At 71.9% G+C, this 22,279-nt stretch carries 19 protein-coding genes; 4 read left to right on the plus strand and 15 right to left on the minus strand.

Annotated features, from left to right (window positions below; genetic code table 11):
* Positions 1-341 precede the first annotated feature (341 nt).
* The 3 genes from HBB12_RS21095 to HBB12_RS21105 all read right to left on the minus strand — a co-directional run bounded on the left by HBB12_RS21095 (position 342) and on the right by HBB12_RS21105 (position 5,331).
* A complete protein-coding gene (locus HBB12_RS21095; RefSeq protein WP_236991140.1) occupies positions 342-2,081 on the minus strand; it encodes a 2-hydroxyacyl-CoA lyase in 1,740 nt (579 codons plus the stop codon).
* A gap of 363 nt (positions 2,082-2,444) precedes the next feature.
* Positions 2,445-4,007, minus strand: a complete 1,563-nt coding sequence (locus tag HBB12_RS21100; protein ID WP_236991141.1) for a class I adenylate-forming enzyme family protein — start codon at positions 4,005-4,007, stop codon at positions 2,445-2,447.
* 271 nt (positions 4,008-4,278) lie between these two features.
* A complete protein-coding gene (locus HBB12_RS21105) occupies positions 4,279-5,331 on the minus strand; it encodes a TRAP transporter substrate-binding protein (protein ID WP_236991142.1) in 1,053 nt (350 codons plus the stop codon).
* Between the two features lie 134 nt (positions 5,332-5,465).
* Between HBB12_RS21105 and HBB12_RS21110 the strand changes: the two genes are divergently transcribed.
* Positions 5,466-6,203 (plus strand): GntR family transcriptional regulator, encoded by a 738-nt coding sequence (locus HBB12_RS21110; protein ID WP_336886943.1) that lies wholly within the window; start codon positions 5,466-5,468, stop codon positions 6,201-6,203.
* Between the two features lie 21 nt (positions 6,204-6,224).
* Here the strand turns inward: HBB12_RS21110 and HBB12_RS21115 are convergent, their stop codons facing one another.
* The 10 genes from HBB12_RS21115 to HBB12_RS21160 all read right to left on the minus strand — a co-directional run bounded on the left by HBB12_RS21115 (position 6,225) and on the right by HBB12_RS21160 (position 18,350).
* On the minus strand, positions 6,225-8,681 hold the full coding sequence (locus HBB12_RS21115; protein WP_272913291.1) for a PAS domain S-box protein: 2,457 nt from the start codon (positions 8,679-8,681) through the stop codon (positions 6,225-6,227).
* Between the two features lie 28 nt (positions 8,682-8,709).
* Positions 8,710-9,375 carry a chemotaxis protein CheX gene (locus tag HBB12_RS21120; protein ID WP_236991143.1) on the minus strand — a complete coding sequence of 222 codons (666 nt, stop codon included), beginning with the start codon at positions 9,373-9,375 and terminating at the stop codon, positions 8,710-8,712.
* On the minus strand, positions 9,372-9,797 hold the full coding sequence (locus tag HBB12_RS21125) for a response regulator transcription factor (RefSeq protein ID WP_236991144.1): 426 nt from the start codon (positions 9,795-9,797) through the stop codon (positions 9,372-9,374). Before HBB12_RS21125 ends, HBB12_RS21120 begins: the two co-directional genes overlap by 4 nt.
* A 153-nt stretch (positions 9,798-9,950) precedes the next feature.
* Positions 9,951-10,199: a hypothetical protein gene (locus HBB12_RS21130; protein ID WP_236991145.1), complete on the minus strand. Its 249-nt coding sequence runs from the start codon at positions 10,197-10,199 to the stop codon at positions 9,951-9,953.
* Positions 10,196-12,241 carry a chemotaxis protein CheA gene (locus HBB12_RS21135; RefSeq protein WP_236991146.1) on the minus strand — a complete coding sequence of 682 codons (2,046 nt, stop codon included), beginning with the start codon at positions 12,239-12,241 and terminating at the stop codon, positions 10,196-10,198. The genes HBB12_RS21130 and HBB12_RS21135 overlap by 4 nt, the downstream gene beginning before the upstream one ends.
* On the minus strand, positions 12,234-13,070 hold the full coding sequence (locus tag HBB12_RS21140) for a CheR family methyltransferase (RefSeq protein ID WP_236991147.1): 837 nt from the start codon (positions 13,068-13,070) through the stop codon (positions 12,234-12,236). The genes HBB12_RS21135 and HBB12_RS21140 overlap by 8 nt, the downstream gene beginning before the upstream one ends.
* Positions 13,067-14,179: a chemotaxis-specific protein-glutamate methyltransferase CheB gene (cheB, locus tag HBB12_RS21145; RefSeq protein ID WP_236991148.1), complete on the minus strand. Its 1,113-nt coding sequence runs from the start codon at positions 14,177-14,179 to the stop codon at positions 13,067-13,069. Before cheB ends, HBB12_RS21140 begins: the two co-directional genes overlap by 4 nt.
* Positions 14,176-15,483: a chemotaxis protein CheW gene (locus tag HBB12_RS21150; protein ID WP_236991149.1), complete on the minus strand. Its 1,308-nt coding sequence runs from the start codon at positions 15,481-15,483 to the stop codon at positions 14,176-14,178. The genes cheB and HBB12_RS21150 overlap by 4 nt, the downstream gene beginning before the upstream one ends.
* Positions 15,476-17,425, minus strand: coding sequence for a methyl-accepting chemotaxis protein (locus HBB12_RS21155; RefSeq protein WP_236991150.1), 1,950 nt, complete (start codon positions 17,423-17,425; stop codon positions 15,476-15,478). The genes HBB12_RS21150 and HBB12_RS21155 overlap by 8 nt, the downstream gene beginning before the upstream one ends.
* A gap of 148 nt (positions 17,426-17,573) precedes the next feature.
* Complete coding sequence (locus HBB12_RS21160) at positions 17,574-18,350, minus strand: IclR family transcriptional regulator (protein WP_236991151.1); 777 nt, start codon at positions 18,348-18,350, stop codon at positions 17,574-17,576.
* 172 nt (positions 18,351-18,522) lie between these two features.
* On the opposite strand from HBB12_RS21160, the gene HBB12_RS21165 reads away from it, so the two are divergent.
* Both HBB12_RS21165 and HBB12_RS21170 read left to right on the plus strand, forming a co-directional pair.
* On the plus strand, positions 18,523-19,380 hold the full coding sequence (locus tag HBB12_RS21165; RefSeq protein WP_236991152.1) for a 2,4-didehydro-3-deoxy-L-rhamnonate hydrolase: 858 nt from the start codon (positions 18,523-18,525) through the stop codon (positions 19,378-19,380).
* Between the two features lie 5 nt (positions 19,381-19,385).
* Positions 19,386-20,135: an SDR family NAD(P)-dependent oxidoreductase gene (locus tag HBB12_RS21170; protein ID WP_236991153.1), complete on the plus strand. Its 750-nt coding sequence runs from the start codon at positions 19,386-19,388 to the stop codon at positions 20,133-20,135.
* 153 nt (positions 20,136-20,288) lie between these two features.
* Here the strand turns inward: HBB12_RS21170 and HBB12_RS21175 are convergent, their stop codons facing one another.
* Positions 20,289-20,567, minus strand: coding sequence for a virulence factor (locus tag HBB12_RS21175; protein WP_236991154.1), 279 nt, complete (start codon positions 20,565-20,567; stop codon positions 20,289-20,291).
* Complete coding sequence (locus tag HBB12_RS21180; protein ID WP_236991155.1) at positions 20,567-20,782, minus strand: DUF5397 family protein; 216 nt, start codon at positions 20,780-20,782, stop codon at positions 20,567-20,569. The genes HBB12_RS21175 and HBB12_RS21180 overlap by 1 nt, the downstream gene beginning before the upstream one ends.
* Before the next feature lie 143 nt (positions 20,783-20,925).
* Between HBB12_RS21180 and HBB12_RS21185 the strand changes: the two genes are divergently transcribed.
* Entirely contained in the window at positions 20,926-22,245 is a 1,320-nt protein-coding gene (locus HBB12_RS21185; protein ID WP_442919374.1) for an MFS transporter, read from the plus strand.
* Positions 22,246-22,279 lie beyond the last annotated feature (34 nt).

Consider the following 22,279-nt stretch of genomic DNA (forward strand, 5'->3'; position numbering starts at 1 on the left):
TTGACGATATCGTTCAAATCCTAACGAATCCTGTCCGCCGCTCGGGCGCGGAACACGACCGTGGCATGAGGCCTGCGGGCATTGGGGTTTTCCCACCCGCGACCTCATCCTGAGGTGTTGGTCCAATCGAAGATGGACTGACCTCGAAGGAGGGCTCCAGGGATCGCTGTGGTCTCCGGAGCCCTCCTTCGAGGCTCACTTCGTTCGCATGCGATCTTCGATCGCCAGCACCTCAGGATGAGGTCGCGGGTAGGACAGGTGATCGCCGGGGATTTCATGCCCCTGTCGTCTTGCGGCGGCGGACGCATCGTAGCCCGCCACCGTGCCGTGACGCGCCTCCCTCACACGGTCTCGCCGCGCCGCCGCCGCTCCGCATCGTCCCAGACGGTGAGCGGCTGGTAGTCGGGCACGAAGCCGAGGCCCTTGCGGGCATCCGACGACACCGCGACCTGCGACGTCTTGACGTCGATCAGCGCCGGGGCGTTGGCGGCCAGCGCCCGCGCGATCGCCGGAGCCAGATCCCCCGGGCGCTCGACCCGCTCGCCATGGGCGCCGAGCGCCCGGGCCATCGCGGCGTAGTCCGAATCGGCCAGCAGCGTGCCGACGACCCGGCCGCCGTAATTGAATTCCTGGTCGTAGCGCTCGATGTTCCAGGCGGCGTTGTTGGACACGATGATGACCGGCTTCGCCCCATGGCGGACCGCGGTGTCGATCTCCATCGCGTTGATGCCGAACGCGCCGTCTCCGGTGACGCAGATCACCTGCCGGTCGGGGAAGGCCAGCGAGGCGGCGGTGGCGTAGGGCACGCCGATGCCGAGGCAGCCGAAGGCGCCGGCATCGAGATAGGTCCGCGCCTCGAGACCGACCCGGGCGAAGCTGAGAAGATCGCCGCCATCGGCCACCGCGATGTAGTCGGGGGACGCCACATGCCGGATCGCCGCGAAGATCGCCGCCGGGTGGATGCGGCCGTCCTCGCCGGTCTGCGGCACCGCCGCACCGGTGGAGCGCTTGAGATGGCGGGCCCGCAAACCCTCCGCCCAGGTCTTGTCGCGGGCGGGCGCGTGGTTGCCGGCGGCGTCCACGATCGCGGCCAGCGCCAGCGCGGGGGTCGCGAGCAGTTCCGGCTCGCCGCGGCGGTTGTCGACGAGTTCGCCTGCCGTGTCGGCGATGCGCACGAAGCGGGCATCGGGAAACACCGCCGGCGAGCCGTAGCCGAGCTGGTAGTCGAGCTTGCGGCCGATCACGAGAACGACATCGGCCTCGGTCATCGCGGCGGCCCGCATGGCCCCCACCGTCGCGGGATGATCGGCCGGGACCAGGCCGCGGCTCTCCTGCGTGTCGAGATAGACCGCGCCCAGCGCATCGAGGAGGCGCACCAGCTCGGGACCGGCCGTCTTGGCGCCGCGGCCGGTCACCACCAGCGGGCGACGCGCCCCCCACAGCACCTCGACGGCCTGGGCGACTCCGGCCGGATCGGGCGGCAGCACCCGCGGCGCCTTGGGCGCCATCCAGTCGTCCAGCACCAGCTGCGGCGGCACGTGGGCGCGCAGCACGTCGGTCGGGATCTCGATGTAGACCGGGCCCGGCTCGCCGAGATCGCCCATGGCGCGGGCGACCGCCTCGTCGAGCTCGCGGATCACCTGGTCGGCGACCCGGGCGGTGCGCGACTGGCGGGTGACGGGCCGCAGGATGTCGACGTGCGGGATGTCCTGGAGCGGCCCGAGATTGGCCTGCGGCCGCGAGGTGCAGCCGCCGATCAACAGCACCGGGACGCGGGCGAGCGAGGCGTTGGCGACGCCGGTGACGCAATTGGTGACGCCGGGCCCGGCGGTCGCCATGCAGACCCCGAGTTCCCCGGTCAGCTCGGCATGGGCATGCGCCATGTGGACGGCGGCGCCCTCGTCGCGCACGTCGACGATGCGGATGCCGAGGCGGGCGCAATGGTCCCAGATCGGCTGGATGTGGCCGCCCTGGAGCCCGAACACCCGATCGACGCCCCGCGCCTTCAGGAACTGCGCGATCCAGGCGGCGCAGGATTGCCCGTCGGCGTTGAGGTCCTGGACGGTGGCCGGTTGGCTCATGGGTTTCCCTCCCGTTCGTGTCGTTGTTCGCGCTTTCGGCGCGCCATGCTCGCCTAGGAACTTGTTCCGGGTGAGGTGGGCATCCTTGCAGAGCGGGTACAAGCGCAACGGCTGAGAGCGTGACCCCCTCCCCCCTCTGCGGAGCAGGTCGGGAGAGGGGAGCCACGCGTCCGGATGAGGCGGAACCGTTCTGACGGGCGCCCTCTGGAACAGCGTCGCGCTGCCCCTCTCGGCGGGACTTCGTGCCGCTGCGCTCGCATCCGCTCGCCACCCTCCTCCGCAGAGGGGGAGGGTCACGCTCTCGGCCGTCACTCCGGCACCGCGCAACCTCCTGTGTCGTGGACCGTAGGAGACTACAGCCCCCTACCCCTCCCCCCGCACCAGCCTGTCCTTCAACTTCCGGTGCAGGTTCTTCCCCGTGGCGGTCCGGGGCATCGCTTCGTCGGCCATGAACGAGACCGTGCGCGGGCGCTTGAAGCCGGCGAGACGGTCCTTGCACCAGCCGAGGATGTCGGCCTCGCTGGCCGAGGCCCCGTCGCGCAGCACGATGACGGCGTGGACGCGCTCGCCCCAGGTCTCGTCCGGCAGGCCGATCACCGCCACGTCGTGCACCGCGGGATGGCCGCCGAGCAGGGCCTCGACCTCGGACGGATAGATGTTCTCGCCGCCCGAGATGATCATGTTGCTCTTGCGGTCGACGAGGTGGATGAAGCCGTCGGCGTCGCGCCGGGCCATGTCGCCGACGGTGCAGTACTCGCCGCGAAACGCCTCCCGGGTCTTCTCCGGCAGCTTCCAGTAGCCGTCGAACAGATAGGGGTTCGAGCAGAACAATTCGCCGGCCTCGCCGTCCGGCACTTCGTTGCCGGCCTCATCCAGCAGCCGGATCGGCGCCGAGCCGACGCATTCGCGGCCGACCGAGCCGAGCTTGGTGAATTGCTCGGGCGGGTGCAGCATCGTCGCCCAGCCGACCTCGGTGGCGCCGTACAATTCGTAGAGCCCGGAATTCGGGAAGAACTCCATCACGGCCCGCTTGGTGTCGGGCCGGGCCGGGGCCGAGGAGATCATCAGCCGGGTGATGCGGGTGAGGTCGTAGCGCGCCTTCGCCGCCTCGCTGAGACCCAGCATCATCGCGTAGTGGGTCGGCACCAGGGAGGTGAAGCTCGCCCCGCCCTCGGAGAGGGCCCGCACGCAATGCTCGGGATCGAAGCTCTTGCGCGAATACACGCTGGTGACGCCGCCGCAATAGCTGAAGGCGCCGAAGAAGTAGAGCGAGTTGGCATGGCAGAGCGGCATGACCAGCAGGGCCGAATCGCGCCGGTGGATGCCGAGCTCGATCTCCGTGATCATCGACAGCATGGCGGCGCCGCGATGCGAGCGGATCGCGCCCTTCGGCTTGCCGGTGGTGCCCGAGGTATACATCAGCATCCACGGATCGGCCGGATCGATCGCGATGCCTGGCTCGTCCTCGCGGGCCTTGCCGATCAGGTCCTCGTAATCCGAGAATCCCGCGGGGCAGGGCGTCCGCCCGAACCACACCACGCGGGATTCGGCGACGGGCAGGTCGGCGCGGATCTCCTCGATCGTGCCGGCCAGTTCATCCTGGAGAATCAGGGCCGATACCTCGGCATCCTCCAGGATGTAGCGGACTTCCCCGCCGACCAGCCGGAAGTTGATCGGCACCGCGACGAGGCCGGCCTTCGCCATCGCGGCGTAGATCTCCAGCCACTCGACGCAGTTATAGGCCAGCACCGCCACCCGCTCGCCCTTCCGGAGGCCGAGGCCCAGGAGGGCGTTGGCGAGGCGGCAGGCCCGGCCGTTCCACTGCCGGAACGTCATCGCGCGCTCGAGGTCGCGTGCGCCGATCCGGTCGGGCTGCAGGCGCGCCTGGACGGCGAGCATCTGTCCGGGCGTGAGCACATCCCTCATCGTGGTCGTCCTCGTCTGGTCTCTCGGCGCGAGATGGGTTGGGTCGATCGTCGTACGGGCCCGTCCCACCCGCGACCTCATCCTGAGGTGCTGGCGATCGGAGATCGCATTCGACCGGAGGGAGCCTCGAAGGAGGGCTCCAGTGATCTCGGAGACATCTGGAGCCCTCCTTCGAGGTCAGTCGATCTTCGATCGACCAACTCCTCCGGATGAGGAGGACGATGGGATCAAAGATTGGCTTCGATACCTTGGAAATAAATTTCTTTGCCTTCTACCCGATATCCCCGGCATATTTCTGCACCAGTGCCCAGGCCTCCGGCCCGAACTTCTCGCGCCATTGGCCGTAGAACTTCGTCGCCTTGAGCGCGGACTGGAAGGACGCCGGATCGGTGGTGTTGAACACGAGCCCCTTTCCTTCCAGCTCCTTCTGCGTGTCGCGGTTGGCCGTTGCGATGTCGTCGCGTTCCCTCAACGCCGCGGCGTTGAGGTGCTTCTCCATGATCGCCCGCACGTCCGCCGGTACGCCCTTCCAGACCCGGCCGCTCGCCATCATCCAGAAGCCGTCCCAGGCGTGGTTGGTGAGCGAGCAGTATTTCTGCACCTCGTAGAACTTGGCGAAGTTGATCAGTGCCAGCGGGTTCTCCTGCCCGTCGGCGATCCGGGTCTGCAGGGCCGAATAGGCCTCGCTCAACGGGATGCTGACCGGCGCGGCGCCGAGTGCGGAGAACATCGAGACCCAGAGCGGTACCACCGGCACGCGGATCTTGAAGTTCTTGAGATCGTCGGGCGTGCGGATCGGCTTGGTGCTGGTGGTGATCTGGCGAAAGCCGTTGTCCCAGGTCGTCGCGAACGGGACGAGGTTCGCCTTCTCGATCGACTTGCGGATGTACCCGCCGACCTCGCCGTCCATCGCGGCCCAGACCTTGTCGTAGCTCGTGAAGGCGAAGCCGATGCCGGTGAGCGAGGTCGCCGGCACCAGGGTCGAGACCACGGTGCCCGGGAAGGTCGCGAGTTCGAGCGCCCCCGAGCGGATCTGGGACAGCATGTCCGAATCGCTGCCGAGCTGGTTCGACGGAAACAGGCTGATCTCGACCGCACCGTTCGTCTCCCGGGCGATGGCGGCGATCGCCTCCTTCAGCCGGACGTTGACCGGATGCGGCACCGGCAGGTCGGTGCCGAGCTTGAAGGCGAGCTTGGCGCCTTGCGCCAGGGCCGGACGCGGGACGCCGGCAGCGAGGCCTGCGGCGGCACCGAGGCCGCAGGTCAGCAGGTGTCGCCGGTGGAGACCTGTCCGGCGAAGCCCCCTGGGGCGGAGATCGGTCATGGCGTTTCTCCCTCGGGAATTCCGAAGCCGGCGGCGTTGCCCGCCTTGCCGTTATTGAATTCGGAATTCGAATTTCGAATTCGGTATTGCACGGGCCTCCGGTTTGCGCAACACGTCGGTGACGAGTTTTTGGCGTGAAGGGGGATCCGGCCATGGCCGGCGAGACGGATGACCGCAGCCCGACGCGCCACCGGCTCGTCGAACAGGTCTACGGTGCGATCTTCAGCGAGATCACCGAGGGGCGGCTGGCGCCGAACACGCGGCTGATCCAGGACGAGCTCGCCGATGCCTACGGCGTGTCGCGCCAGCCGGTGCAGCAGGCCCTGCTTCTCCTACGTAACCACGGCATCGTGCGCGATGCGCCGCGCCGCGGGCTGGTGGTGGCGCCGCTCGAAGCTTCGTTCGTGCAGAACCTCTACGAGGTGCGGGGCGTGCTGGAGGGCCTGACGAGCCGGCTCGCCGCCGAGCGCAACCCGGCCCGCGCCGGCCGGGAAGGCCCGCCCCTGGTGGCGGCCGGGCGCGCGGCGGCACAGGGCGGCGCGGTCGCGGAGCTGATCGCCGCCGACATCGCCTTCCACCGCTTCCTCGGCGAGATCGCCGACAACCCGATCATCGTCGAGACCGCGGCGCCGCACTTCAACCACCTGCGGCGGATCATGGGCGAGGTCCTGCGCGAGGACGAGGCGATGCCGGCTCGCATCTGGGACGAGCACGCGGCGATCCTCGACGCGATCGCGGCCGGCGAGGCCGAAAAGGCCGACCGCCTGTCGCGCCAACACATCGCCCGGGCCGCCACGATCTTCGTGGACCGGCTCAAGGCGCAGGAGGATGCCTTCGCCCAGGAGGCGCGGAGCCGGCGGGTCAGGCGGTAGAGCCGGCCGAGCCTTCCTCCCTCACCCCTCGATGATCGACCGGATCTTGGTCGCCAGCCCCTCGACCGGGAACGGCTTGGTGATCATCTGCATCCCCGGGCCGAGATGCCCGTTGCCGAAGGCGGCGTTCTCGGCATAGCCGGTCATGAACAGCACCTTCAGGTTCGGGCGCACCAGCCGGGCCTGGTCGGCGAGCTGGCGGCCATTGAGGCCCGGCAGGCCGACATCGGTGACCAGAAGGTCGATGTGTGAGGCCGATTGCAGCAGGCGCAGGCCCGCCGGCCCGTCGCCGGCCTCGAGCGTGCGGTAGCCGAGCTCGTGCAGCACCTCGATCACCAGGGCCCGCACGGTCGGGTCGTCCTCGACCACCAGGACCGTCTCGCCGCGCTCGGCTCGCGGCGCCTCGCCCCGGATGTCCGAAGAGGCTTCGATCTCGCCGTGGTAGCGCGGCAGGTAGAGCTTGACCGTCGTGCCCTGCCCGGCCTCCGAATAGATCTTGACGTTGCCCTCCGACTGCTTGGCGAAGCCGTAGATCATCGACAGGCCGAGGCCCGTGCCCTGGCCGATGGGCTTGGTGGTGAAGAACGGGTCGAAGGCGCGGGCGATCACGTCCGGCGGCATGCCGGTGCCGGTATCGGTCACGCCGATGCAGACATATTGCCCCGCCCGCACGCCGACCTCCCGGGCCGCATAGGCATCGTCGAGATGGGCGTTGGCGGTCTCGATGGTCAGGCGCCCACCCTCCGGCATCGCGTCGCGGGCATTGATCGCGAGGTTGAGGATCGCGTTCTCGAGCTGGTTGGGGTCGCACAAGGTCAGCCACAGGCCGCCGGCCACCACCACCTCCAGCTGCACCCGCTCGCCGAGCGTGCGGCGCATCAGCTCGTCCATCGAGCTGACCAGCCGGTTGGCGTCGACGGGCCGCGATTCGAGCGGCTGACGGCGCGAGAAGGCGAGCAGGCGATGGGTGAGCGCCGCGGCGCGCTGGGCCGAGGCCATGGCGAGGCCGGCATAGCGGGTCAGGTTCTCGGTCCGGCCCTCGTTGATGCGGGTCTGCATCAGGTCGAGCGAGCCGACGATGCCGGTGAGCAGGTTGTTGAAGTCGTGGGCAATGCCCCCGGTGAGTTGCCCCACCGCCTCCATCTTCTGCGACTGGCGCAGCTGCTCCTCGGCCCGCTCGCGCTCGGCCACCGCCTCGCGCACCCGTGCCTCCAGGGTGTCGTTGAGCTCGCGAAGGGCCACCTCGGCCTGTTTCGACTCGGTGATGTCGTAGATCACTCCGACATGGCGCAGGCCCGAGGTCTCGGTGTCGCGGATCGCCTCGCCGCGGCGGGCGAGCCAGCGCACCTCGCCGGTATCGGCCAGCCGCACCCGGGTCTCGACCGGCGGTAATTCGCCCTCGTGGCGCTGGTCGGGCGCCAGCAGCGGCGGGTCGCCCTCGACCACCAGCGCGTTGACGGCACTCGCCGCCACGGTGCGGGCCGGCACCAGGCCGAGCAGGCTGCAGAATTGCGGCGAGGCCGCCACGGTGGCGAAGCCCGGCACGTGCTCGAAGGCGCCGACGCGGCCCGCCGACTGGGCGATGCGCAGGCGCTCCTCGACCCGTTTCTGCTCGGTCACCTCGACCAGCACGCCGGTGAAGCGGGCCGGCCGCTCGTCGGCGCCGAAATGGCAGCGGCCGCGGGCATGGACCCAGCGCACCGAGCCGTCCGGCGCGAGCAGGCGGTATTCCTTGTCGAACACCTCGGCCCCGCCGAGGATGCCGCTCACCGCAAGCCGCACCCGCAGGCGGTCGAGGGGATGGATGCCGGAGAAGAACGCGCTCACCGGCAGCGGGCCGGGATCGAGCGGCAGGGTACCGGGCCGCGGCGCGGGAGAAAGCCCGGTGAGCGCGGCGAAGCGCCCGTCGACATGCAGGCGCTTGGCCTGGATGTCCCAGTCCCAGGTGCCGGCGATGCCGGCCGAGGAGAGGGTCAGGGAGAGCTGGCGCTGCGCTTCCGTCAAGCGCCGCTCGATGTCGGCGAGCCGCGTGCGCCCGGCCTCCGCCTCGTGGACATGCGACATGTCCACCTGCGAGGCGAAGAAGTTGACGAGGCGGCCGGCTTCGTCGTGGATCGGGCAGACGAGCAGCTGGTTCCAGAACCGGCTGCCGTCGCGGCGGTAGTTCAGGATCGTGACGCGGACCACGCGCTGCTCGCGCAGGCCCTCGCGGATCGCCGCCATCGCCCCCGGATCGGTCTCGGGCCCCTGCAGGAAGCGACAGTTGCGCCCCAGCACCTCGCGGGATTCGTAGCCGGTGAGCGTCAGGAAGGCCTGGTTGGCGAAGACGACCGGGTTGTCGGGCAGGCGGGGGTCGCTGATGAGCATCGGCTGGCGCGAATGCTCCAGGGCGGTCAGGAGCGGTCCGGCCCGTGTCCGGGCCGCCACGATGGCCGCGGCGAGCAAATCGCCGGTGCCGGTGCCGCCGGGCGCGCTCACGCTGCGTCTCCCGGATGGAGCCCGGCCATCACGCGTCCAGGTCGCCGAGGGCGCGGGCGATGAACTCGTCCACCAGGAGCCGCAGGTTCTCCAGCGACGGCAGGTCCATCAGCATCGCCAGGTAACCGCGGATGTCGCGCTCGCTCACCGAGAAGTCGATGTAGAGGAACAGCACCAGGGATTCCGCGCCCGCCGCCTCGCCGCCTTGCGTCTCGAAGATCCGCGGGCCGTCCCCGCGCAGGATGCCGGGCAGCGACATGGTCAGCGTGCGCTGGAGCATGTTCGCCATGGTGGCGAGGCAGCCGTTGAGGATGATGTTGCCGGTCTCGGCCAGGGCCTCGTCCTCGAGCGCCGCGACCTCCTCGGGCGACAGTTCCTCGCCGGCGACGGCCCGGACCAGTTCGCGGCCGTTCTCCTGCGGGAAGATCAGCAGGGCACGGCCCGCAAAGGCGCCCTCGAAATCCTGATGGACCACCACCAGCGGCGCCGCCTCGCGCTCGCCGATCAGACGCGCGGCGGACTGGCGCGAGACGATCTCGACGGAGGGCACCGAGAGCAGCACCTGGGTGCCGATCATCTGGCGCAGGCTCGCGGCGGCGCGGCTCACCCCGATATTGACGAGTTCGGTGAAGGCGTCCTGCTGCAGCTCGGTCAGGCCGACCGTCGCCCCGTCCTCCATGGCATCCCCGCTCATGCCGGGCCGCCCCGGCGCAGGCGTAAGGCGGCGCCCGAGAGGAACCCCGCCAGCGCGTCGCCGGTGAGGGGCTTGGCCAGGAAGGTCGCCTGGAGCTCGCGGGCGCGGGCGATCACCTCGTCCTGGATGTTGGCCGAGATCACGGCGATCGGCATCCCCGGCCGCCCGGCGCGCAGCTCTGCCGCGAGGGCGAGACCGTCCTTGCCCGGCATGTTGAAGTCGAGGAGCGCCACGTCGACCGACCCGTCGGCCACGACGCCCAGGGCCTCCTCGGCATGGGCCGCCTCGCGCACCGCCCAATCGGGCCTCGCCTGCCGCAGCAACCGTACGGCGACGGCCCGCGCAAGCTTGCTGTCGTCCACCACCAGGACGGTGACGGGCGCGGGGGCGGCCGGGATTTGCGGCGTCGAAGGCTGCGACATGGGCGGCATCTAGGCTGTTTCTGACGAAAGGGAAATGGCTCGCGCCGGAACTCTCGGGGTCGTGACGGCGGATGCGGGACGCGGGCGCACGACCATGCCATAGCCGAAAACTGGTATTGTCGCGCTCGGTTTTTCCGCCGGGCCCGCCATGGCTCAGGAATCAGCCGGCGGCACCAGCAGCGGCGCGAGCCAGCGGGCCGCGAAGGGGTCGCCGCAAGGGCCGTGGAGCGGCGGGCGCAGCCGGAGCAGCACCTGGACCACGGCCGTGTGCAGGCCGGTGCAGGCGCTCCAGTCGACGCCGCCCCCCGGATGGGCGAGGAGCAGGGCGGCGAGGGTCTCGGCTTCCTCCACCGGGCAGGCGCCTTCGAGGCGGATCAGGTCACCGTCGCGGCGCACGCTCATGGTGTCCTCTCCTCTCGCCCGTCATCGATCGGGGTGTCGGGCACAGTTTCAAGAAGGGTTTCAGGCAGGGTCTCAGGATCGAGCACCAGCAGTACCCGCCCGTCGCCGGTGAGCGTGGTGCCGGCGAGGCCCGGCAGGGCGGCGAGGCTCGGCAGCGGCCGCACCAGCCCGTCGAGGCGACCGGCGAAACGCTCGACCTCGACGGCGACGCGCTCGTCGCCGAGCCGCAGCACCGCCAGGTGGGCCTCGGAAGGTGCCGCCTCGCGAGGCAGGCCGAGCAGGTCGGCGAGGTGCAATATCGGCACCGTCCGGTCGCGCAAGGCGGTGACGGCGCCGAGGCCGTGGTCGCGGATGCGCTCCCGCGGGACCCGGGCGACCTCGTCCACCGCCTCCATCGGCAGGCCGTAGAGCTCCGGCCCGATCCCGACGAGCAGCAGCCGGGCGAGGGACTGCGCCCGGGGCAGCGCGAGGCGAACCGTGGTGCCCTCCCCGGGCCGGCTCTCGACGGTGCAGGCTCCGCCGAGGCGCGACACCGCCTCCCGGACAGCATCCATGCCGACGCCGCGGCCGGAAACGGCGCCGATCGCCGCCGCGGTCGAGAAGCCCGGGGCGAAGATCAGGTCGATCACCCCGGCCTCGTCGAGGGCCGCAAGCGCGTCGGGCGTCCTCAGCCCGCGCTCGGCGGCGCGGGCGCGGATGAGGGCGGAGTCGAGGCCGCGCCCATCATCCGAGACCGAGACGACGACCCGCTCGCCCCGGCTCTCGGCCCGCAGGCGGATCCGGCCGGCGGCGGGCTTTCCGGTGCGAGCCCGCGCCTCGGGCGCTTCGATGCCGTGGTCGACGGCGTTGCGCAGGAGATGCAGCAGCGGCTCGAACAGCCCCTCGGCCACGTCCCGGTCGACCTCCGTCGCCTCGCCCTCCAGGCTCAAGCCCACCTCCTTGCCGAGCCCGCGGGCGAGGTCGCGCAGAGGCCGCGGGAAGCGGCGGAAGACCCGGCCGAGGGGCTGGAGCCGCAACGCCACCGCCTCGCGGTGCAGTTCGGCCGAGAGCCGCCCGATGCGCTCGTCGCCGGCGCGTAACGAGGGGAGAAGTGCTGCGAGGTCGGCACCCGCCGCTGCCTCCGAAACGACCTTGGCGACGACCGCGCCGAGGGCCGCCCGGGCGGTGGCGAGGTCGTCGGCAAGCGCCACCAGGGCGTCGATCCGGCCGGCATCGACCCGCAGGGTCCGGGAGGCCGGTTCGGGAGAGAGCGGATCGGGATCGGGAACCGGCTCGCTCCCGGGCATTGCCGCGGGCGGCGCCAGGGTTGCCACGGTGACCTGGTCGCGCACCAGGCGGAACACGGCCTCGACCTCCGCCGCCGGATCGGCGGTGAGCAGCGTCACCGCGAGGTTGCAGGCGAAGGCGTCGACGACCTGCCCCGACGGCCACGGCATGGCGGGAGCGAGATCCAGGGCGAGGAGCCTCGGCAGCCGGCGCACCAGGCCGAGGGGATCGTCACCGGCAAAGAAGCAATCGGCCCGCGGGACGTAGCGCAGGGCGGTGACGGGGCCATCCGGCCGCTCGTGCAAGGTGGCGAGGAGGCCGGCAGCCCAGTCGGGCACCGGGCCGGCCGGGACCGACGCGGGCTCGGCCGGCACCGGCGCCAACAGGCTCCGGTAGCGTTCGACGAGCCGGGCCGCTTCCGCTTCCGTGCCGGCCGGAGCTGAGCCCGTCGCGGCGATCGCCTCGGTCCAGCGCGCCGTGGCGTCGAGGGCGGCGAGCGACAGATCCACGAGGTCGGGGCCGGCGGCGTGCCGGCCGGCACGGGCGGCATCGAGCCCGTCCTCGGCGGCATGGAGCACGGCGAGCATGTCCGGCCAGTCGAACAAGGCCGCCGAGCCCTTGAGGGTGTGGAACGCGCGGAAGATTCGGTTCAGCACGGCGGCCGGGTCGGGAGCGCCGTCGAGCGCCAGCAGGTCCTCGGCTGCGGCCTGGATCAGCTCGCGCGCCTCGGCGACGAAATCCGCCACCAGGTCGTCGGTGGAGGTTGCGTCAGTCATGCGCATCCTCCGGACGCTGGTAGACGATCGCGTCCGGGAAACGGCGGGTGACGAACCGCGACGGGATCCGGGCCATCGATTCGGTGTGGCCGAGGCACAGGAAGCCCCCGGGCCGCAGGGCGGCGAACAGGTTGGCGGCGGCGATCTTCCGGGATTCGTCGTCGAAGTAGATCAGGACGTTGCGGCAGAACACGATGTCGAAGCGCCCTTCCTGCGCCATCCCGGGCCCGTCGACGAGGTTGCGGCGGCTGAAGCGCACCGAGCCGCGCAGCTCCGGCAGGATGCGCCAGAAAGCCTCGTCCTCCCGGATGAAGTAGCGCGACACCAGGGGCGGCGGCAGCCGGCCGAGTGCCCGGGCACCGTAGCGCCCGGCTTGCGCCGCGGCGAGCGCCCGCGTGTCGATGTCCGAGCCGACGATCTCGATCTCCCAGTCGTCGACCGCGGGCCAGTGTTCGAGGAGCCAGAGCGCCACCGAATAGGGCTCCTCGCCGGTGGCGCAGGGCATCGACCAGATCCGGATCGGATCGTTGCGCGCCCGCCCGGCTGTCACGGCCGCCATGAGCGACTCGGTGAGGCAGTGCAGCTGGTGCTCCTCGCGGTTGAAGTAGGTCTCGTTGACCGTGAAGGCGTTGACGAAATGCTGCACCTCGCCGTCCGCGTCGGCGCGCAAGCAGGCGAGATAGGCCGGCAGGGTGGAAAGACCGGTGGCGCGCAGCCGCTCCAGCACCCGGCGCTCGACGAAGGCGCGCCGGTTCTCCGGCACCAGGATGCCGGTCTGCCGGTAGAGCAGGTCGCAGATCCGCGTCAGGTCGGGCTCGGTGAGGATCATGCGACGAGCGCCGTCAGCTCGGCCGCGATAGCCTCCAGCGGGGCGACCACGCTGGCGCCGCCGGCCCGCACCAGCTCCCCCGGCATGCCCCAGACCACCGCCGTCGCCTCGGCCTCCGCGATGGTGCGCCCGCCCCGGGCCCGCAACGCCGCCATGGTGCGGGCGCCGTCGCGGCCCATGCCGGTCATCAGCACCCCGACGAGGCGCCGGGGCGGCATGAGGTCGAGGGCGCTCTCCACCAGGCGGTCGACGCTCGGATGCCAGGGATACTCGGCCTGCGCCGGGGCCGGCGCCGCCATCAGGCCGCCGGGCCGTCGCACGACGATCACGTCGGCATCGCCCCGCCCGACATAGACCCGCCCCGGGATCAGTGGCACCGGCGCCGTCACCTCCTGCACCGAGAGCGCGCTGAGGCCGTTCAGCCGGCGGGCGAGCGGGCCGGTGAAGGTCGCCGGCATGTGCTGGGCGATGACGATCGGCCAGGGGAAGCCGGCGGGCAACTCGCCGAGCAGGGCGGTCAGGGCCGGGGGACCTCCCGTCGAGGCGCCGACGAGGACGAGGCCGCCGGCCGGTTCCGCCGCCACGGCCGGGATCGGGGGGACATCGTCCACCGGGCCGGGGTCGACCGCCCGTGGGGCCGGGCGGGAGCCGGGAGGCGGCGCGAGGCCGGCATGGCGCGCGCGCAGTCGGGCCGCGAGGCCGAGGGCGATGCGCGGCCGGGCCCGGGCCGCCGCCCGCACCGTCCGCACCAGCGCGGGCGCGAAACGGTCGAGCGCCAGCGAGACGGCGCCGGCCGGCTTCTCGATCACGTCGACGGCGCCCCGGGCCAGGGCATCCAGGCTCGCCTCGGCGCCCTCCCCGGTGAGGGAGGACAGCATCACCACCGGGCAGGGCCGCTCCAGCATGATCCGGTCGAGGCAGGCGAGTCCGTCGAGGCCCGGCATAGTCACGTCGAGGGTCACCACGTCCGGCCCGAAACGGGGCAGGAAGTCGAGCGCTTCCAGCCCATCGCGGGCGAAGGCCAGCTCGAAATCGCCCTCGGCGGCGAAGATGGCGCCCAGCACCTTGCGCATCAGGGCCGAGTCGTCGACCACGAGGAGACGGATCATGCCGGCGCCCTCCCGGCGGAAACCGCGCGGCCGAGGAGCGCGGCAGGTTCGATCAACCCCAGGAGCCCCTCCGGCAGTTCCGCCACACGGGTCACCCCATCGTCCCGTGCGTCCGCTACCGGCCGGATCGCCCCGGATGTCGGCCGGACCAGCCGCGCCGCGCCGTCGACCAGCAGGCCCGCCCGCACGCCGCCGGCCTCGACCGTCACGAGGCGCCGGCCACCCGCCTCGCCCCCGGGCGGCAGGCCGAGGCACCGGCGCAGGTCGATGACCGGCAGGGCTCCGCCGCGCATCGCCAGCATCCCGGCGAGGGTGTGGGGCGCCCCGGGCACCCGCGTCAGCGCCTCCGGCGCCCGCTGCACCCCGCGCACCGCCCCGGCAGGCAGGCCGTAGGCGCGCCCGGCGAGGTCGATCACCACCATCGGCTCCGCGCCGGCGACGACGGGAGCGGCCGGCGCCGGGCTCGACTCCGGGTCTTGCGCACCGGCCGGGGCCAGGGCATCGGGCGACAGGAGGCAGACGAGGGTCCCGTCGTCGAGGCGGACGAAGCCGGTCGCCGGGCCGCCGCGGCGCAGGGCCCGGGGCACCGGGTCGATCGCCTCCGGGCGCACCCGCAGAACCGGTCCGACCCCTTCGGCCACCAGCCCGATTCCGCCGAGCACCGCGACCCGGCGGCCCGGTGAGGCCCCGAGCCCGAGCCGGGCCGAGAGGCAGAGGAGCGGCAGAGCCCGCCCGCGCCAGGGCATCGTGCCGAGGTCGGCCCCGTTCGCCGGGTTCGGGGCAACGGGCTCCGGCAGGCGCGTCACCGTATCGACCGCGTCGAGCGGCAAAGCGTAGGAGCGCCCCGCGACCGTGAGCGCCATGAGGCCGACGTCCGGCCGGGGCCCCGGCTCCGCCGTCCCGGCGCGCCCGCCCAGGGCAGGTGACGCGGCCGAGCCCGCCACCCGCCGCGCAAGCAGGCCCGCGACGAGGTCCGACACATCGAGGATCGCCGCCCCGCCCGGCTCCGCCGTCAGACCGACGACGCCGGCCACGAGGAGCCCGACCGGCTCCCCCGCCTCGGCCAGCACCATCCGGCCTGGAGGCGCCGGGCGCGCGGCCGGCGCGAGCAGCCGGGCGAGATCGAGGACCGGAAGCGCCGCGCCGCGCCGGCCGGCGAGGCCGGCAAGCGCCGCCGGTGCTCCCGGCACCCGGGTCAGGGCCGGGACCGGCGCCAGGGCCCGCACCCGCTGCGCCGGGAGGGCGACGCGCGTTTCCTCCGCGTCGAGCGCGACGACGAGGAAGCGGTCCGAGGCCTCAGCCATCCGCGCCCTGCAGCTCGTCGGCGAGCAGCGCGATCTCTTCGACCGCCGCCGCCAGATCCTCGGCCCCGCGGGCCTGCTGACGGGCGGCGGTGGCGGCCTCGGTCGAGGCGCGGTCGGCCTCCTCGGCGGCCGCGGCGATCTGGCGAGCGCCCGCCGCGATGCCGGCGGCGGCGATGAGGATGTCGTCGGCCCCGCCGGCGATCTCGCGGTTCACCCGCTCCAGCTCCGCGATGTCGGCCGCCACCGCGGCGAGGCCCGCGGTCAGGGCCCGGTTCTTCGCCACCTCGGCCTCGGCCGCGGCGACCGATCGCTCGAGAGCGCGGCGCAAGGCGGCGGCGCCGTCCCGAATCGTGCGCACCGTCCCGCGGATCCGCTCGGCGCCCCCGGCGGCGTCGCGCGACAGCGCCCGGATGTCGCCCGAGACCAGGGCGAAGCCCTGACCCGCCTCGCCGGCCCGGGCGGCCTCGATCGCGCCGCTCACCGCCAGCATGCCGATCTGCACCGCCACGAGGGCGATGCCCTCCACGATCGTCTCGATCCGCCCGGTGCCGGCCTCGATCGTGCCGAGGCGGTCGAGGGAGGCCCGCATCCCGTCGAGGGCCTGGCCGACCCCGTCGGCGAGGCCCTCGAGAGTGGCGCGGGACTCGTGCAGGGTCCCGGCGAGGCCCAAGACCTGCGCCAGGGCCTGGTCGGCGCCGGTCCGGGCGCCGGCCGCCGCGCGCTCGATCTCCACCATGGCGGCGGCGGATTGCCGGGCGGCGGCGCTCTGGAGAGCGAGGCCGCGGCTGATCTGGTCGATGGCGGCCAGGATCTGGGCCGCGGCGCCGGACAATTCCTGGATCGAGGCCGAGAGCGCATCGGCGGCACCCCCGATCTCCGCCGCGCCCGCCCGGGCCGGGCCGCTGCCGCGCAGGGTCTCGGCGAGGGCCGCCAGCGCCTCGGCGGTGGTCTGGCCCTGGTCGAGGGCCTCGGTCTGCTGCGCCACGGCGCGTTGCGCCTCCTCGGCGGCGGCGGCCTGCTGCTCGGCCGCGGAGGCGACCTGCTCGGCGCCGGCTTGCGCCTCGCGGGTGGTCGCCTCCGCCCGGAGCGCCGCCGCCAGGATCCCTTGCGCCCCCTCCGCCAGGGTGCCGAGATCACCCCGGGCCGCCTCCAGCTGCCGGGCGACCCGGGCGCCGGAAGACGCCTCGGCCACGGCCCGCGCGGCGGCATCCCGGATCGCCTGCCCGAGCGCCCGGATCTCGGCCCGGATCGCCTCGGCCCGCTCCCGCACCTCCCCGGCGCCGGCCTCCGCGGTCTCGGCGAGCGTCCGGACCTCATCGGCGACGACCGAGAAGCCGCGGCCGTGCTCCCCGGCCCGTACCGCCTCCAGGGCGGCGTTGAGGGCGAGCAACCCGGTCTGGTCCGCGATCTCCCCGACCGTGCCGGTGACGTCGCCGATGCTGGCCGCGGCCCGGTCGAGCTCGTCGACGATGGCGACCGTCATCGCCTGGCGCCCGGCCTCCGCCTCGATCGCCGCGACCGACTGGGTCGCCTGGGCGCCCGCCTCCGCGAGGAGCGCCTGGAACGCGGCGGTGCGCTGGCGCGAAAGGTCGGCGCGCTCCCGCGCCGCACCGAAACGATCGACGATCGCCGCGACGGCGGAGAGGGATTCCTGCGCGGCCCCCGCGGCCTCCTCGGCCCCGCCGGCGATCTGCTCCATCGCCCGGCGCAGCTCCTCGGCCGCGGCGGAGGCTTGCGTGACCCCGGCGGCGAGTTCCTCGGTGGCGGCGCCCAGGCGCTCGGTCGCCTTCTGCCGGCGTGTCCGCGCGCCCTCGCCCGCGGGCATGCCCGTCCGGCCGCGCCGGGGTGGCGGGGCGGGCGCCTGCGCCACGTCCGGCGCCGCGGGCTCGCCGTCCCGGCCGCCCGGCGCACCCGCGAGCTTCGCCTTCTTCACCAATGCCATCGCAGCCTGAAACCCGCTCGCGCAACCGCGCTCGCGCAGGATCGGCGCGCGCGTCAGCCGGTGTGCCGGAGGCGGGCGGCGGGGGCAAGCGCGCGGGAGGTATCGGGTTGGGGAGTATCGCCTGGGTGCACGCGCCGGGCCCCCTCCACTACCCGGCCCAGCCGAGATCCCGGCTGATCGACCCGGCGACCTCCCGGACCGTCCCGGCCAGTGCCTCCATCCGGGCCTCGTCCATGTACTGCACCGTGCTCGTCACGCTGAACGCCGCGACGATCGCCCCGCCGGCGTCCCGGATCGGGGCGGCGACGCAGCGCACCTCGGGCTCGTTCTCCTCCCGGTCGTAGGCGATGCCGCGTGCCGCGTAGGTCCGCATCCGGTCGAGCCAGGTGGCGAGGTCGGGGCTATGGCCGCCCCGCGCATCGCCCAGGCGATAGAAGTCGCGCCAGCGCGCCTCGTCGAGGTCGAGGATCAGCGCCTTGCCGAGGCCCGTCGACCAGACCGGCTGGCGCTCGCCGACCCGCGAGCTGATCTCGATGCGCCGGCGCCCGGGCAGCTTGTCGAGGTACAGCGCCCAGTCGCCTTCCAGCACGCCGAGATGGATCGTGTCGCCGCATTCCGCCGACAGGCGCTCGAGATGGGGCCGCGCCACCCGGGTGACCGGTGCCTCCTGCTGGGCGCGAAACCCGAGTTCGAGGAGCTTCGGCCCGAGCCCGTAGCCCTCCCGCGGCGCGAAGGTGAGGTAGCGCTGCTCGACCAGCGCCGCGGCGAGCCGGTGGGTGGTGCTGCGGGTGGTGCCGAGCCCCGCCGACAGGGCCGCGAGGTCGCGCGCACCGCTCGCCACCGCCTCCAGGATGGCGAGGCCGCGCAGCAGCGTCTGACTTCCCGGCGTGCCACCCGTCTCCCCGGTTGACGGCTTCGATGTCACGGGCGTATCGTCCCACATACAAGAACAAGATCCCAATATATGGGATTGAGTGGTGCGGCGCCAGGGCCGTGCCGGAGGAAACCGCAAACCGCCTCCGTCCCGCCCTGCCCCGCGCCCGAAAAGACCCGCGCGCCGTGAGGGGTGCGCCCGGATTCCAAGGAGGTTCGACCCGATGAAGCTGTTGCGCTACGGCCCCGTGGGCCAGGAGAAGCCCGGCCTGCTCGATGCAGAGGGCCGCATCCGCGACCTGTCCGGCCACCTGACCGATCTCGGTCCGGCGTCGCTCGGGCGTGAGGCTTTGTCCCGTCTCGCGGCGATCGATGCCGCCAGCCTGCCGGTGGTCGAGGGCTCGACCCGTCTCGGTACGCCGGTCGCGAATGTCGGCAAGTTCATCGCCATCGGGCTCAACTTCGCCGATCACGCCGCCGAGTCGAACCTGCCGGTGCCGAAAGAACCGATCGTCTTCACGAAGGCGATCACCTCGCTGTCCGGCCCGAACGACCCGGTGATGCTGCCGAAGGATTCGGTCAAGAGCGACTGGGAGGTCGAGCTCGGCATCGTGATCGGCACGCGCGCCGCCTACGTCGAGGAGGCGCAGGCCCTCGACCATGTCGCCGGCTATTGCCTGATCAACGACGTCTCCGAGCGCGAGTACCAGATCGAGCGCGGCGGCACCTGGGACAAGGGCAAGGGCTGCGACACCTTCGGGCCGGTCGGCCCCTGGCTCGTCACCTCCGACGAGGTCGGCGACCCGCAGAATCTCGACATGTGGCTCGACCTCAACGGCCGCCGCATGCAGACCGGCAACACCCGGACGATGATCTTCACCTGCGCGCAGATCGTCTCCTATGTCAGCCGTTTCATGACCCTGATGCCCGGCGACATCATCACCACCGGCACGCCCCCGGGCGTCGGCATGGGCATGAAGCCGGACCCGGTCTTCCTCAAGGCCGGCGACGTGATGACGCTCGGCATCGAGAAGCTCGGTGAGCAGCGCCAGGACGTGACCGCCTGGCAGCGCCGGGACTGACCGCGATGACGTTTCCCAACCGCTTCGAGGGCCGCACCGCCCTCGTCACCGGCGGCGCCTCCGGCATCGGGCTGGCGGTCGCTGCCAGGCTCAAGGCCGAGGGCGCGACGGTCTCGATCTGGGACCTGAACGAGGAGGCGCTCGCCAAGGCCAAGGCCGAGACCGGCGCCGCCGATACGCGGGCGCTGGACATCGCGGATGCAACTGCGGTCGAGGCCGCGATGCGCGAGACCCTGGCGGCGCTGGGTGGCCGGCTCGACGTGCTGGTGTGCAGCGCCGGCATCACCGGGCCGAACACGGTGCTCCGCGACTATCCCGTCGACGCCTGGCAACGGGTAATCGACGTCAACCTCAACGGCCTGTTCTACTGCAACCGCGCCGCGGTGCCGGCGATGGAGGCGGGCGGCTACGGCCGCATCGTCAACGTCGCGTCGATCGCCGGCAAGGAGGGCAACCCGAACGCGTCGGCCTATTCGGCCTCCAAGGCCGGGGTGATCGGGCTGACGAAGTCGCTGGGCAAGGAACTGGCGAAGTCGGAGATTCGGGTGAACTGCATCACCCCGGCGGCGGTGCGCACCGCGATCTTCGACCAGATGACGCAACAGCACATCGACTTCATGCTGTCGAAGATCCCGATCGGCCGCTTCGGCGCCATCGACGAGGTGACCTCGCTGATCTGCTTCCTGGCGAGCGAGGAAGCGTCGTTCTCGACGGGGGCTGTGTTCGACGTGTCGGGTGGTCGGGCGACGTATTGAGACTGTCGCCCTCGCTCAGGCGAGGGCGATGCCCCACCGTGCTGCAAAGCTCTAGAGCACTTCACGATTGCGTTTTAATCGCGAAGCTCTCTAGGTTTTTGGTTTTGCCGCATTTTCTGCGACGAACCGGTATCCACTTCGTCGGAAAATGCTCTAGGCTTTTACGGTCGCCGTGAAATCAGACCACTGCTCGACCCGAAACGCCCGTATATCTCTCACGCATTGCGGGAACCACGGCAAGGCTTTGAGTGCCGTGATAGCCGCAAACAGCTTGGCCAGGTCTTCGGTCTTGCTGACATAGAGACTGCCCTGGATCCAGTCGAAGCCATGAATTGCGAGAGTGGATCGAATGTCCGCGTAGGCCTGCGCGACGCCTCGCGGGTGATGCGTCTGGGTTTCGGCCACCACGAGGTCGAACGCGATGGCAAACATCAATGCTCCCTGGGATCGTCGAGAATGTCCGTAAAGCGATAATCCAGCTCCTCGCCTGTCTCGACGAGTCGCACTCGCATCAGGCAATCATCGTCGCCCAGCATCTGGCCGACATCCACGATCTCATAGACCGGGCCGGTCACGCCGAAGCGCCGCCACGTTCCGATCAGGTTCTGCGGCTGCGGCAGGGGCGAGGATCCGATGCGGCGTTCCATGCCGCCATCGTACCCGATCGGGGCACGCGATGCCACGTCGCGGCCTGCCGAACTCAACACAACCATGCTGTCCGCATCGCCCCCGGCCCGCCCTACGCGCCGCCCGGCGATCCATCGGGAGGACCCCCGTGACCACTGCATCCATGACCGCAACCGCGGGCGCCGCCGCGCCGCCGAGCGGGGACGACGCCCTGCGCCAGCGCGTCCTCGCCAAGCTCCGGCCGCGCATCGTGCTCTATTGCTTCGTCCTGTTCATCATCAACTACCTCGACCGGGTGAATGTCGGCTTCGCCGCGCTTCACATGAACAAGGATCTGGGGCTGTCGGCCACCGCCTACGGGCTCGGCGCCGGCATCTTCTTCCTCGGCTACATCGCCTTCGAGGTGCCGAGCAACATGATCATGCACCGGGTCGGGCCCCGGCGCTGGATCGCCCGGATCATGGTGAGCTGGGGCCTCGTCTCCGGCGGCATGGCCTTCGTGCAGGGGGAGTGGAGCTTCTACGCCATGCGCTTCCTGCTTGGCCTCGCCGAAGCCGGCTTCGTGCCCGGGATCCTGCTCTACCTCACCTACTGGTACCCGGCCCGCGACCGCGCCAAGGCGACCGCCGGCTTCATGACCGCGACGGTGCTCTCGAGCGTCATCGGCGCACCGCTCTCCGGCTGGATCCTGTCGGCCAACCCGACCTGGTTCGGGCTGGCCGCCTGGCAATGGCTGTTCATCCTGGAGGCCGCGCCGGCGGTGGTGCTCGGCGTGGTGACGTTCTTCTACCTCGTCGACCGGCCCGAGGACGGGCGCTGGCTCGATGCGCAGGAGCGCACCTGGCTGATCCGCACGCTCGCCGAGGAGAACCGCCAGGTCGAGAGCGTCGGTTCGCACGAGTTCCGGGCGATCTTTCGCGATCACCGGGTGTGGCTGCTCACCCTCGTCTACATGTTCAACGCGGTGGCGGTGTACGGTGTGGTCCTGTGGCTGCCGCAGATCGTGCGCAGCATCGGCGGCCTCTCCGATTTGCAGACCGGTTTCGTTACGGCGATCCCGTTCGTCTTCGCGGCGATCGGCCTCGTGGTGGTGGCGCGCTCCTCCGACCGCACCGGCGAGCGCAAGTTCCACACCGCCCTCTCGGCGCTGATCGGCGGCCTGTTCCTGGCCGCGAGCGCGGTGGCGCCGACGCCGTTGCTGAGCCTGCTGCTCCTCTGCGCCGCCGCCTTCGGGGTCTGGGCCTTGCTCGGCGTGTTCTGGGCCCTGCCGACCCAGTTCCTCACCGGGGCCGCCGCCGCCGGGGGCCTCGCGATGATCAACGGGCTTGCCCAGATCGCCGGCTTCGGCGGGCCCTACCTGGTGGGCTGGATCCGCGACGCGACCCAGAGCTTCACCCCTGCCCTGCTGGCGCTCTCGGCCGGACCGGTGATCGCCGCCCTGCTGTGCCTCGCCGTGCGGGTGCGGCGCGAGCCGGCGGCCTGACCCCCGTGCGCCGCGCGGGCTCCCGGGCCCGCGC

The sequence above is a fragment of the Methylobacterium sp. SyP6R genome, assembly GCF_019216885.1.
Taxonomy (GTDB): domain Bacteria; phylum Pseudomonadota; class Alphaproteobacteria; order Rhizobiales; family Beijerinckiaceae; genus Methylobacterium.

Coding starts and splice junctions, on each gene's coding strand:
- HBB12_RS21095 (WP_236991140.1), bottom strand. CDS start 2,081: ATGAGCCAACCGGCCACCGTCCAGGACCTCAACGCCGACGGGCAATCC.
- HBB12_RS21100 (WP_236991141.1), bottom strand. CDS start 4,007: ATGAGGGATGTGCTCACGCCCGGACAGATGCTCGCCGTCCAGGCGCGC.
- HBB12_RS21105 (WP_236991142.1), bottom strand. CDS start 5,331: ATGACCGATCTCCGCCCCAGGGGGCTTCGCCGGACAGGTCTCCACCGG.
- HBB12_RS21120 (WP_236991143.1), bottom strand. CDS start 9,375: ATGAGCGGGGATGCCATGGAGGACGGGGCGACGGTCGGCCTGACCGAG.
- HBB12_RS21125 (WP_236991144.1), bottom strand. CDS start 9,797: ATGTCGCAGCCTTCGACGCCGCAAATCCCGGCCGCCCCCGCGCCCGTC.
- HBB12_RS21130 (WP_236991145.1), bottom strand. CDS start 10,199: ATGAGCGTGCGCCGCGACGGTGACCTGATCCGCCTCGAAGGCGCCTGC.
- HBB12_RS21135 (WP_236991146.1), bottom strand. CDS start 12,241: ATGACTGACGCAACCTCCACCGACGACCTGGTGGCGGATTTCGTCGCC.
- HBB12_RS21140 (WP_236991147.1), bottom strand. CDS start 13,070: ATGATCCTCACCGAGCCCGACCTGACGCGGATCTGCGACCTGCTCTAC.
- cheB (WP_236991148.1), bottom strand. CDS start 14,179: ATGATCCGTCTCCTCGTGGTCGACGACTCGGCCCTGATGCGCAAGGTG.
- HBB12_RS21150 (WP_236991149.1), bottom strand. CDS start 15,483: ATGGCTGAGGCCTCGGACCGCTTCCTCGTCGTCGCGCTCGACGCGGAG.
- HBB12_RS21155 (WP_236991150.1), bottom strand. CDS start 17,425: ATGGCATTGGTGAAGAAGGCGAAGCTCGCGGGTGCGCCGGGCGGCCGG.
- HBB12_RS21165 (WP_236991152.1), top strand. CDS start 18,523: ATGAAGCTGTTGCGCTACGGCCCCGTGGGCCAGGAGAAGCCCGGCCTG.
- HBB12_RS21170 (WP_236991153.1), top strand. CDS start 19,386: ATGACGTTTCCCAACCGCTTCGAGGGCCGCACCGCCCTCGTCACCGGC.
- HBB12_RS21175 (WP_236991154.1), bottom strand. CDS start 20,567: ATGTTTGCCATCGCGTTCGACCTCGTGGTGGCCGAAACCCAGACGCAT.
- HBB12_RS21180 (WP_236991155.1), bottom strand. CDS start 20,782: ATGGAACGCCGCATCGGATCCTCGCCCCTGCCGCAGCCGCAGAACCTG.
- HBB12_RS21185 (WP_442919374.1), top strand. CDS start 20,926: ATGACCGCAACCGCGGGCGCCGCCGCGCCGCCGAGCGGGGACGACGCC.